The sequence below is a fragment of the Chryseosolibacter histidinae genome (assembly GCF_018598225.1).
GTDB lineage: Bacteria > Bacteroidota > Bacteroidia > Cytophagales > Cyclobacteriaceae > Chryseosolibacter > Chryseosolibacter histidini.
On record NZ_JAHESF010000042.1, the window covers coordinates 1 to 11,554 of the forward strand.

General features: G+C 51.5%; 9 protein-coding genes. 5 read left to right on the plus strand and 4 right to left on the minus strand.

Annotation, left to right across the window (positions count from 1 at the left end; genetic code table 11):
- Positions 1-2,354 (minus strand): type I DNA topoisomerase (gene topA / locus KK083_RS26640; protein ID WP_254169177.1); only part of this gene is annotated, 2,354 nt, incomplete at its 3' end.
- A 206-nt stretch (positions 2,355-2,560) separates the two neighbouring features.
- Between topA and KK083_RS26645 the strand changes: the two genes are divergently transcribed.
- The 3 genes from KK083_RS26645 to mtaB all read left to right on the plus strand — a co-directional run bounded on the left by KK083_RS26645 (position 2,561) and on the right by mtaB (position 5,637).
- Entirely contained in the window at positions 2,561-3,076 is a 516-nt protein-coding gene (locus tag KK083_RS26645; protein ID WP_254169179.1) for a SixA phosphatase family protein, read from the plus strand.
- Positions 3,073-4,128, plus strand: a complete 1,056-nt coding sequence (locus tag KK083_RS26650) for an agmatinase family protein (RefSeq protein ID WP_254169181.1) — start codon at positions 3,073-3,075, stop codon at positions 4,126-4,128. Before KK083_RS26645 ends, KK083_RS26650 begins: the two co-directional genes overlap by 4 nt.
- A 189-nt stretch (positions 4,129-4,317) precedes the next feature.
- Complete coding sequence (gene mtaB, locus KK083_RS26655; protein ID WP_254169183.1) at positions 4,318-5,637, plus strand: tRNA (N(6)-L-threonylcarbamoyladenosine(37)-C(2))-methylthiotransferase MtaB; 1,320 nt, start codon at positions 4,318-4,320, stop codon at positions 5,635-5,637.
- A gap of 201 nt (positions 5,638-5,838) precedes the next feature.
- On the opposite strand, the gene KK083_RS26660 is transcribed toward mtaB, so the two are convergent.
- Positions 5,839-6,492: an ABC transporter ATP-binding protein gene (locus tag KK083_RS26660; RefSeq protein ID WP_254169185.1), complete on the minus strand. Its 654-nt coding sequence runs from the start codon at positions 6,490-6,492 to the stop codon at positions 5,839-5,841.
- 332 nt (positions 6,493-6,824) lie between these two features.
- Here KK083_RS26660 and sucC point away from each other — a divergent pair, with 332 nt between their 5' ends.
- Entirely contained in the window at positions 6,825-8,036 is a 1,212-nt protein-coding gene (sucC, locus tag KK083_RS26665) for an ADP-forming succinate--CoA ligase subunit beta (protein ID WP_254169187.1), read from the plus strand.
- Between the two features lie 54 nt (positions 8,037-8,090).
- Positions 8,091-8,942: a DUF6089 family protein gene (locus KK083_RS26670; RefSeq protein WP_254169189.1), complete on the plus strand. Its 852-nt coding sequence runs from the start codon at positions 8,091-8,093 to the stop codon at positions 8,940-8,942.
- Between the two features lie 400 nt (positions 8,943-9,342).
- On the opposite strand, the gene KK083_RS26675 is transcribed toward KK083_RS26670, so the two are convergent.
- Positions 9,343-11,274 (minus strand): polysaccharide biosynthesis protein, encoded by a 1,932-nt coding sequence (locus tag KK083_RS26675; RefSeq protein ID WP_254169191.1) that lies wholly within the window; start codon positions 11,272-11,274, stop codon positions 9,343-9,345.
- A gap of 66 nt (positions 11,275-11,340) precedes the next feature.
- Complete coding sequence (locus tag KK083_RS26680; RefSeq protein WP_254169192.1) at positions 11,341-11,544, minus strand: hypothetical protein; 204 nt, start codon at positions 11,542-11,544, stop codon at positions 11,341-11,343.
- Positions 11,545-11,554 lie beyond the last annotated feature (10 nt).

An 11,554-nucleotide genomic window follows, 5' to 3' on the forward strand; every position in this document is an offset into this window, starting at 1 on the left:
GTCTTGGCAGGAGCTTCTGCGGCTTTCGGCGTAGCAGCCCTTCCCCACCGCCCTTTCTTCTCGGGAGCGGCAGCGGCGAGCGTCACACACTCTTCATACGTGAGATCTGCAGGCACCTTGCCTTTCGGGATCTTCACGTTCTTCTTGCCAGCCTTGATGTAAGGACCAAAACGACCATTGAGCACCTGCATGTCAGGGTCTTCGGGGAATAGCTTGATGGTTCTGTTGGCGTCGGCGATGCGCTTGGCCTCGATCAGCTCCACAGCCTTTTCAGGTGTGATCGTATAGGGATCGAGGTCTTTGGGGATCGATACGAATTTCTTATCGTGCAGCACGTAAGGGCCGAACCTGCCGATGTTCACCACCACAGGCTTCTCTTCGAACAACCCGAGGTCGCGCGGCATCTTGATCAGCTCCAGGGCATCTTCAAGTGTGATGTTCTCGATGAACTGGCCCGGTCTGAGGCTCGCAAACTTCGGCTTTTCACCACCATTATCGTCGGGATTCTCACCGATCTGCACATAGGCGCCGAACTTGCCCAGCTTGGCATATACGTTCTTACCTGTTTTAGGATCCACGCCCAGCTCCCGCGACTTGCCCACGGAAGAGCGCTCCACCTTCTCCGTCTTCGACACTTTCTTGTGGAAAGGCTGGTAGAAGTTGGCGATCATCTTCTTCCACTGAAGCTTGCCGTTGGCGATCTCGTCGAACTCCTGCTCGATCTCGGAGGTAAAAGAATAATCGGTAATATCAGGAAAATGCTCCACCAGGAAATCGTTCACGATCATGGCGGTGTTGGTCGGGAACAACTTGTTCTTTTCCGCACCCGTGATCTCGGAGTCTACCTGCTTCTCTATGTTGTTGTCTTTCTTCAGCGTGAACACATTGTATTTGCGCTCAACGCCTTCGCGGATCTCTTTTACCACATAACCACGCTTCTGAACGGTGGTAATGGTAGGCGCATACGTCGATGGCCTTCCGATGCCCATCTCCTCGAGCTTCTTCACAAGGCTGGCTTCCGTATAACGGGGAGGATGCCGTGAGAACACCTGCTTGGCCACGAGCGAATCCAGGTCGAGGTTCTGACCGATGGTGAGGGGTGGCAGCGTTTTGCTGTTCTCCTCCTCGTCCTCATCGTCGCCGGATTCCATATATACCTTGAGAAACCCGTCGAACTTCACCACCTCACCTGAAGCGATGAGCCTGTAATTATTGGTGGAGATGCCGATGGTTGCTGTTGTCTTTTCCAGCTCGGCGTCAGCCATCTGGGAGGCGATGGCGCGTTTCCAGATCAGCTCGTACAAACGCAGCGCATTGCGGTCCATACCAGGATCGTTCACTGAAAAATCTGTAGGCCTGATGGCTTCGTGAGCTTCCTGGGCGCTGGATGACTTGGTCTTGAACTGGCGTGGCTGATGATATTGCTGTCCGAAGGCGGCGTTGATCTGCCGCTGGGCTCCCTGCCGTGCTTCGTCAGAGAGGTTGACGGAGTCCGTTCTCATATAACTGATCTTACCCGCTTCATAGAGCTTCTGCGCCACCATCATGGTCTGGATCACAGAGAACCCGAGCTTGCGGGCTGCTTCCTGCTGCAACGTTGACGTTGTAAAAGGGGGTGCCGGCGACCGCTTCGAAGGTTTGGTCTGCAGGTCAGTGATGGTGTACTTGGCACCTTTACAGGACTCGAGAAATGCAAGCGCCTCCTGGTCTGTGTCGAAACGCTCCGGTAGCTCGGCCATCAGCTGCTTGCCCTTGCCGAGATCGAAGATGGCGTTGACCTTATAAGACGATTTCACTTTGAAATCGGTGATCTCACGCTCGCGCTCCACTACCAGCCTCACAGCCACGGATTGAACACGACCGGCGGAAAGCCCGGTTTTGATCTTTTTCCAGAGGATCGGTGAAAGCTCATAACCTACAAGCCTGTCAAGCACACGGCGCGCCTGCTGGGCATTCACCAGGTCGACATCGATGCCGCGGGGGTTCTCCAGTGCATTGAGGATCGCCTTTTTGGTGATCTCGGTAAATACGATCCTTCTGGTTTTGGCGTCAGTGAGGTCAAGCACCTCTTTCAGGTGCCAGCTGATAGCTTCTCCCTCACGGTCCTCGTCGCTTGCCAGGTACACCGTTTGGGCGTCATCGGCAAGTTTCTTCAGTTTTTGTATTACATCCTTTTTTTCGGGACTGACCTCGTAGGTCGGCTCAAAATCATTTTCGATATCAATGGCGCCCCCGCCCTTGGGCAGATCCCTGATGTGGCCCATGCTTGACGCGACCTTAAAATCCTTTCCCAAATACCCTTCAATGGTCTTCGCTTTCGCGGGTGACTCTACAATTACTAGGTTTTTTGACATGTTTTTGCCCCTCTCAAAGAGGTCAAATATCAGTATTTTTTTAAAAAATCAAATTTTACCCCTTTTTGCAGCCGCTTTTGAACCAGCTATAAACCGCATCGCAAACTGGCGAACAGGTGAGGATTTCAGCGTAGAATTTGATTTTTTTGCCCCAGAACCGGTATAAATTTGAAACTTAAAATAATTCGGGGAACTGTCTTTTTATTATGGTAAAACAACTCTATCTGTTCCGTCATGCCGAAGCTTTGGACAAATCTGCCAATCAACCGGACAAAAACCGCGAACTGACCACAGCAGGCGTTCAACAGGCGCTTCAGGCCGGCGCGTACCTGTCGCGGGAAAACCTGGCCCTGGACGCCATTTTCTCCAGCAGTGCCGAACGGGCCCGGCAAAGCGCCTCCATTATCGGAGACGTGCTCAAGCTGGATCCGCAGCGCGTCGTTTTTGAAGACGAGCTTTATGATGCCTCGGTGAGGACCTTTTTTGCCTTCATCGGGCAGCTTGACAACGCCTACAATCATGTGATGTGCGTAGGCCACAACCCTACCATCTCTTACCTGGCCGAGTACCTTTCAAAGGCGGAGATCGGCGACATGACCCCGGCAGGCGTTGCCATCATCACCTTCAATGTTTCCTCATGGTCTGAAGTAAACCAGGGCAATGGCGAGCTGCTCCGGTACCTGACACCACGCGAGATGATGAACACGGGCTTTCAGGCATGACAAAAAATGAACTGATCGCACAATTTGATCCGAACGGCCCCGGTGTCGCAGGGAACCTGTTTGGGCTTCCGTTCACGCCGGCCACCGCCGAAGTAGTGATCATACCCGTGCCCTGGGAAGTGACTGTCTCCTATCATGCAGGCACTGCGCGGGGACCGCTGGCCGTACTGGAAGCCTCCTCGCAGGTAGACCTGGCCCTGAAAGAGATCCCCAACGCATGGCAGCTGGGCATCAGCGTCCTTCCCTTCCCCGCCGATATGCCGGAGGAAAGTGAAAAGCTCCGCGACCTTTCCGTACGGCACATCCGGGCGCTGGAGGCGGGAGAAAAAATGTTGCCGGGAAACCCCATCACCACCAAGATCAACGAGGCCAGCGAGAACCTGAATATCTACGTGAAATCCACAGCGCAGAAATGGCTGAAGGAAAAGAAGATCGTGGGCCTGCTCGGGGGCGACCACAGCACACCCCTGGGCCTGCTGCGGGCGCTGGGTGAGCAGTACGATCGTTTCGGCATCCTCCAAATCGATGCCCACGCAGACCTGAGAAAAGCCTACGAAGGCTTCACCTATTCGCATGCGTCCATCATGTTCAACGCGCTGAAGCTTCCTTCCATTGGCAGACTGGTGCAGGTAGGCATCCGCGATTACTGCGATGAAGAGCTCAGGGTCATTGAACGTTCGATGGGAAGGGTTACCACTTACTTCGATGAGGACGTAAAAGCGCAGCTCTACCAGGGAAAGTCGTGGGAAAATATCTGCGACCGCATTATCCAGGACCTTCCCGAACACGTCTACATCAGCTTCGATATCGACGGGCTCAACCCAAAGCTTTGCCCGAACACCGGAACCCCCGTAGCCGGAGGACTTGAATTTGAACAGGCGATATATCTGCTCAAAAAGCTGGTCCGGTCAGGCCGCAGGATCATCGGCTTCGACCTCAGCGAAGTAGCTCCCGCCCCCGACAACGACTGGGATGCCAATGTAGGGGCGAGACTTCTTTACCAACTTTGCAACTGGGCTGCCGTGTCGCAGGGCAGGTTATCAGCGAGCTAGTTGCCGGTTACCAGTTGCCGGTTTCGGGAGGTGTGTGTTTTCGAAGCATTGCTTCGATTCAAAGAGCAAGACCAGAACCTCCTAAGCAAACCCAGTCTGAGCTGGCCATCCGGAAACCGGCAACCGGCAACCAACCCAAACTTTAAACTTCAAACTTTAAACTTTAAACTCTACCTTTGCCCCTTCATCATGAAAAAAGTCGCTTTTTACACGCTGGGATGCAAGCTGAACTATTCGGAGACGTCTACCATTTCAAGGATGTTCGAAGAAAAGGGCTACAGGAAGGTGGACTTTACGGATACGCCTGACATTTTCATTATTAATACCTGCTCGGTAACAGAGAACGCCGATAAGAAATGCCATAAGATCGTACGCGAAGCACGCGGCATTTCACCGGAGGCTTATGTAGCCATTATCGGCTGTTATGCGCAGCTGAAGCCCAAAGAGATCGCGGAGATCCCGGGTGTTGACGCCGTACTGGGCGCCGCTGAAAAGTTCAGGCTCGTGGAGCTGCTCGACGGTTTTGTGAGAGCACCACAGCCGCAGGTGCTGGCTTCGGAGATCAGCGAGGCTACGCGGTTCAATACTTCGTACTCACTGCACGACAGAACACGCACATTCCTGAAAGTGCAGGACGGATGCGATTACTCATGCTCTTTCTGCACTATCCCCCTGGCGCGGGGAAACAGCCGCAGCGACAGCATTCAGAATATCATAGAAACGGCCCGTGGCATCGCCGCCACCGGTGTGCGCGAAGTTGTGATCACCGGGGTGAACACCGGCGACTTCGGCTTGCAGAACGGCCAACGTGTGGAGCGTTTCATAGACCTTATCAAAAATCTCGACAACGTTGAAGGCATCGACCGCTTCAGGATCTCTTCCATCGAGCCTAACCTGCTCACCGACGAGATCATCGAGTTCGTAGCTACCTCGCGGAAGTTTGTTCCGCATTTCCATATTCCGCTTCAGTCAGGATCGAACAAAGTGCTCAAGCTGATGCGTCGCCGATACCAGCGTGAGTTGTATGCGGAGCGGGTTGCCAGGATCAAATCGCTTATGCCCCATTGCTGCATTGGCGTGGATGTGATCGTAGGATTCCCCGGCGAGACCCAGGAAGATTTTCTGGAGACGTACAAGTTCCTGAACGAGCTCGACATTTCGTACCTGCACGTGTTCACCTATTCAGAGCGTGAGAATACCCTCGCCGCCACTATGCCCAACGTAGTGCCTGGAAATGTACGCGCGGACCGTTCGAAGATGCTTCACATTCTCTCCGACAAAAAACGCCGCAAGTTCTACGAAGAAAACCTGGGCAGCACCGCCACGGTGTTGTTTGAAAACGACGTCGAAAATGGAATGATGCACGGCTTCACCCCGAACTATGTGCGCGTGACCGCGAAATACGATCCCCTGCTTATCAACGAGCTTAAATCACTGCAGCTTATTTCCATCAATGAGAAGGGAACGGTGGAGGTGATGGAGCCGGAAACGGTGTTGGTTACAGGTTAGAAGTTTGAAGTTTGAAGTTTAAGGTTAGAGGTTGAAAGTTGGGGGTGGTACCGTTGCCGGTTACCGGTTGCCAGTTGGATGAGTTGACCTCAACGGATCGGGTGATGGTCAAGCGTTGAGCAGAACACCGTAACCAGAAACTTACACTGTACTAAACCGGCTATCCGGCAACTGGTAACCGGCAACTTTAGACTTTAAACTTCAAACCTCCAACTGCCCATCCCTGATCTCGAGTCGCCTGTCGGCCATTCGGGAGAGGTCGCTGTTGTGGGTTACGATGATGAATGTTTGTCCAAGGTCTTTGCGCAGCTGGAAGAAGAGATTGTGAAGCTCTACTGCATTTTTCGAGTCGAGGTTTCCGCTGGGTTCGTCGGCCAGCAGCAGGTCAGGTGAGTTGATGAGCGCGCGGGCCACAGCGGTGCGTTGCTGTTCTCCTCCCGAAAGCTCCGAAGGTTTATGATGTTTGCGTCCGTCAAGTCCCAGCATTTCCAGCAGGCCCTCTGCCCTCTTTCGTACTTCGCCTTCATTTCGTTTGCCGATCATGCCGGGGATGAGCACATTCTCCAGTGCCGTGAACTCCGGCAGCAGGTTGTGAAACTGGAACACGAATCCGATGGACTGGTTACGGAACGCCGCCAGGTTTCTGGCCGATTGTGCGAACACGTCGCGGTTGTTGATCAGCACCTTGCCGATATCAGGTGTATCCAGCGTTCCCAGAATATGAAGCAGCGTGCTCTTACCAGCACCCGATGCCCCCACGATGGCCACGATCTCCCCTTTCAGCACATGAAGGTTGACATTTTTCAGCACCTGCAATTGACCGTACGTCTTCTGGATCCCCGTAGCCTGTAACATTAAAAGTTCTTGGTTTAAAAGTTTAAAGTTTAAAGTTGAGGTTTGAAGTTGGGCCGGGTTTCAGTGTTCAGGAAACGGGCACCTCAGTCAGCTTCAACCTGTTTTAAATTTAACGATCTCAATCTCACCTTTCACAATCGTTTCTAACTCATTGAAACACCAATCATTATCATAAAAGGTTAGCCGGCAGTATGATGTTGGTGCTCCGTCTTAAATCTCATATCCCGCATCGCCAATCTAATTCCTTCACATCTCAAATCTAATATCTCAGCGCTACATCGCTTGAATTAACGGTTTAAATAAACTAGTTTTCGCACCAAAACAAAAACTACATGAACATTCACGAATACCAGGGCAAAGAGATTCTTAAAAAATACGGTGTTGCCATTCAGCGTGGCATTGTTGCGGATACCCCGGATGCTGCGATCCAGGCGGCGAAGGAGCTTCAGGCTGAAACTGGCACCAAATGGTTTGTGGTAAAATCACAGATCCATGCCGGAGGCCGTGGTAAAGGTGTTGTGAGAGAAACAGGTTCAAAAGGTGTTGTGCTGGCCAAAAGCATCGCCGAAGTTCCTGATAAAGTAAAAGGTATTCTCGGTGGTGTTCTTGTGACACACCAGACTGGTCCTGACGGAAAGAAAGTGAACAAGGTGCTGATCGCGGAAGACGTGTATTACCCCGGCGAATCAGAGCCCAAGGAATATTATATGAGCATCCTGCTCGACCGTGCTACAGGCAGCCCGGTGATCATGGCCTCCACGGAAGGCGGTATGAACATCGAGGAAGTTGCCGAAACACATCCTGAAAAGATCGTTAAAGAATGGATCGATGCCACCATCGGTCTTCAGCCTTTCCAGGCGCGCAAGATCGCGTTTGCCATGGGCTGGGAAGGAAACGCCTTCAAAGAGGGTGTAAAGTTCATTCACTCATTATACAACGCTTACCTGGGCCTGGATGCCTCTATGTTCGAGATCAATCCGCTGCTCAAGACATCTGACAACAGGATCCTGGCCGTTGACGCCAAGGTAAATCTCGACGACAATGCATTGTACCGCCACAAAGACCTGGCGGAGCTCAGGGATATCACTGAAGAAGATCCACTGGAAGTAGAAGCCGGAGCCGCAGGACTGAACTACGTGAAGCTCGATGGCAACGTGGGATGTATGGTGAACGGCGCAGGACTTGCCATGGCCACCATGGATATCATTAAACTTTCAGGTGGAGAGCCTGCCAACTTCCTCGACGTAGGTGGTGGAGCCAATGCCGAGACCGTGGAAGCCGGCTTCAGGATCATTTTGAAAGACCCCAACGTAAAAGCTATCCTGATCAACATTTTCGGTGGTATTGTGCGTTGCGACAGGGTGGCGAATGGCGTGGTAGAAGCTTATAAGAAGATCGGAAATATCAGGGTGCCCATTATCGTAAGGCTGCAGGGTACCAATGCCGAAGAAGGCGCCAGGATCATCGAAGAATCAGGCCTGAAGGTAAAATCTGCGATCCTTTTGAAAGACGCTGCCAAACGCGTTCAGGAGGTATTGGGTTAATTATTGCAGAAAAGTCGATAATTCTTGTTATATTTCGCTGAAATTTGCCATGCTATGAAAAGGCTTTTTACTGTATTGCTATTGATCGGTGCCGTTGTCCAACTGGCGGATGCCCAGAGCTTCTATTCTGTGCGCAGGAACCGCAGCCTGTTGTTCACCGCCGGGGTCAACACTTCGACCTACTATGGCGATCTGAAAGACAATGGCGATATCTTTGATGTGAAGCCCAGCCTGTCGCTCGGCCTGCTGTATTACGCCAGCAAACGCGTTGGTGTGCGGGGCGAATTCTCATGGGTGACGCTGTCAGGCTCGGATGCCAACTCGAAAGATGAGGGCCGCGCTAACCGCAACCTGTCTTTTACTTCAAGCAATTACGAATTCAATGTCTCAGCTGTCATTAACCTGATTCCCCAGGGAGGCCGATTCTACCAGCGCCCGCCTTTCAACCTTTACGGTTTTATTGGCGTGGGTGGGTTGTACTTTAATCCCAAAGCCGAACTGGATGGCACTAAATATGCCCTGAAACCGCTGCAGACAGAAGGTGTTTCCTACAGCACTTTTACACCCATCATTCCTTATGGTATTGGTGGAAAAATAAAGGTCAATCCATTCTTTAACTTCGCTGTTGAAGCCGGCTGGAGGAAAACGTTTACCGACTACATCGATGACGTCAGCACCCGATACGTTGACAACGCGTCTTTCACAGATCCCATTGCACAAAAACTGGCTGACAGAAGGCCCGAATTAGGACTGGCCCCAAGGCCTGCAGGATCGATCCGCGGTGGAAAATCAAAGGATGCCTATATGCTGTTCAGCGCACGGATAGAGTATTATCTCCCCTATCAGTTCGGAAACAACAACAAGAGACTTTATCGCTCTAAACGCAGGGGCATGTATCACCGCTGATCTCAGATACGATCATTATAACCGAAGCTCCGTTCGCTCATCAGGGCAAACGGAGCTTTTGTTTTATAACAGGACCATTTGATTTAGCATTGTTAGTCTATCAATAATAATCAGGATGTTTGCGTCATAGCGCATGCGCTCATGATTGATGCCTCTGGATCAGCGTAAGGGATTTGAGCTTCTATCGCTCGTAAAAAAGTCAGAGACAGACCTCAATAATGAGACGATAAGATATGACCAGATCCAAACGCTGAGCTCCCCGGACCGGAGATTTCAGCAACAGAGCCTCTGTTCGACGTGAATAGCAATGACAAGGAAAAGTTTGGATAGAACGACTTATTCCTTCTTTACCTGAAGCAAGAACCGGATGTCAAATACGCAGACGGATCTCCATTACAGATCACCTGTCGGTGATACCAGCGCCGATGTTATCGAGCACTTCGAACCTGGAGTAATTGCTTCTGAACTCAGGCACCAGCTCCTTCATCAACGCCACCATCTTCAGCTCGTTCTTGTCATTGATCAGATCGTTGAACAGCTCGATGTAGCTATTGATCTCCCCGTATTCGTAGGTCATTACACGGGCGATCATGATCTTTTCGTGGTGTGTAGGGATGGTGTTCTCCTTATCGTTCAGCAGCTCTTCGAACAGCTTTTCACCGTTGCGCAGGCCCGTGAATACAATGTCGATGTCTTTGCCGGGCACCATGCCCGAAAGCAGGATCATCTTCTTGGCGAGGTCGAGTATCTTTACAGACTGCCCCATATCGAAAATGAAGATCTCGCCTCCACGGCCCATGATGGCAGCCTCCAGCACCAGCTGACACGCCTCCGGAATGGTCATGAAGTAACGGGTGATCTCAGGGTGGGTCACAGTGATAGGACCACCTTTTTCGATCTGCTGTTTAAAGACAGGAATAACAGAACCGTTCGAGCCAAGAACATTACCGAAACGGGTGGTCACAAAAGAGGTGTGACTGTTTCCGAGCTTTTGAAGCTCGTTGTTCAGCGATTGAACGTAGATCTCGGCAATCCGTTTAGAACATCCCATGATGTTGGTAGGGTTCACCGCCTTATCAGTGGAGATCATCACGAATTTCTGCACCTGCTGCTCTACGGCCACATCGGCCAGGTTCTTTGTACCCAGGATATTGCACAGTACGGCCTCGCTCGGGTTGTTCTCCATGAGCGGAACGTGCTTGTAGGCGGCAGCATGGAACAGGATATCAGGCTTATGCTCTTTCAGGATCGCCCGGATCCGTTCTTTATTGACAATGTCGGCTACGTAAGAAAAGATCGGGGTCTCGAATCCAAGCGATTTGATCTCACGGTCGATCTCAAACAACGGGGACTCTGCCTGATCGATCAATACAATAAGCTGCGGATGGTGGTGGGCTACCTGCCGTACCAGCTCGCTACCGATAGATCCGGCGGCTCCGGTAATACAGATCTTCTTTCCCTTGATCTGGCGATTAACGCTGGGGTTCTCAAGCTTGATGGGATCGCGCTCGAGCAGGTCTTCGATGTGGATCTCCTTGATCTGGCTGAGGCTCAGCTCTCCCTTCACCCACTTTTGAACGGGTGGCACCACGCGCACCTTCACCTGGTTTCTCAAGCAGATATCCACGATCTCGTTTTTCCGGTCCATCGACAGGTTCTTCACGGTAATGATCACTTCATCCACGTTCAGTCCCAGTAAAAGGCCATCGAGGTCTTCTCCATCGGCGCTGTAGATCTTCGAACCGTTGATAACCTTGCCGATCTTGTTGCGGTCGTCTTCCAGGAAACCGACCACCCTCGACGACGGTGAAGAATCAATAACGTGTTTGGTAATGATGCCGGTCTGGCCGGATCCGAAAATCAGCACCTTGGAGTTCTTAACGATACCGCGGTTGTAGAATGAGAATACGTACTTGACCAGCAACCGGTAGTTGAACAGGAACAGGAAAGAAGCGAGGCCGGTGATCAGTACTACCGAATACGGAATGAGGTTATGGCCGCCGTTATTGTAATAGATCCGGTTCACGCACCATGCCAGAATAGAATTCAGGATCACCATGAAGAAGATCCTTACGCCATCCTGGATGCCCGTATACCGCACGATACCCTGGTGGCTACTGGTGATCAGGATCGCCACCAACGCACAGGCTGAGGTCAGCAGCACGCCCGAGCCAATGTTATTATTGATGATATCCGCCGTCATGAAGTTGAAGCGGAGCAGATATCCCAGCACACAGGAAATAGAAATAAAGAAAATATCGATGATGATAATAACCCACCGGGGAAGGATACGGAAGTTATAGATCCACCTGATTACTGAATATTGAAACATGAAGCCTTGATGTGATAAAGATCGATATTCGGAATATTTGGAGACTGTCTAACAATCAGCTGACAATTAAGTTCCCGGCTTGCGCGACTTGAATTTAAAATATGACTTGATGGCGCCGAACAGTCCCCCTCCCAGCATCAGCCATTCAATTCCTGAAATAGGTGCCACGCCCGGCTTTGATCCGCCGTTGGGGTCACCACCCGGCTGCGCTGCCACCGCTACAACCATCATAGCTAGGGATACCAAAAGAATGACCTTTTTTTTATTCATACCCACTGCG

What these genes read in the sequence shown, in the direction of transcription:
- KK083_RS26645 (WP_254169179.1), top strand. Translation starts at nt 2,561, where the DNA reads ATGGTAAAACAACTCTATCTGTTCCGTCATGCCGAAGCTTTGGACAAA.
- KK083_RS26650 (WP_254169181.1), top strand. Translation starts at nt 3,073, where the DNA reads ATGACAAAAAATGAACTGATCGCACAATTTGATCCGAACGGCCCCGGT.
- mtaB (WP_254169183.1), top strand. Translation starts at nt 4,318, where the DNA reads ATGAAAAAAGTCGCTTTTTACACGCTGGGATGCAAGCTGAACTATTCG.
- KK083_RS26660 (WP_254169185.1), bottom strand. Translation starts at nt 6,492, where the DNA reads ATGTTACAGGCTACGGGGATCCAGAAGACGTACGGTCAATTGCAGGTG.
- sucC (WP_254169187.1), top strand. Translation starts at nt 6,825, where the DNA reads ATGAACATTCACGAATACCAGGGCAAAGAGATTCTTAAAAAATACGGT.
- KK083_RS26670 (WP_254169189.1), top strand. Translation starts at nt 8,091, where the DNA reads ATGAAAAGGCTTTTTACTGTATTGCTATTGATCGGTGCCGTTGTCCAA.
- KK083_RS26675 (WP_254169191.1), bottom strand. Translation starts at nt 11,274, where the DNA reads ATGTTTCAATATTCAGTAATCAGGTGGATCTATAACTTCCGTATCCTT.
- KK083_RS26680 (WP_254169192.1), bottom strand. Translation starts at nt 11,544, where the DNA reads ATGAATAAAAAAAAGGTCATTCTTTTGGTATCCCTAGCTATGATGGTT.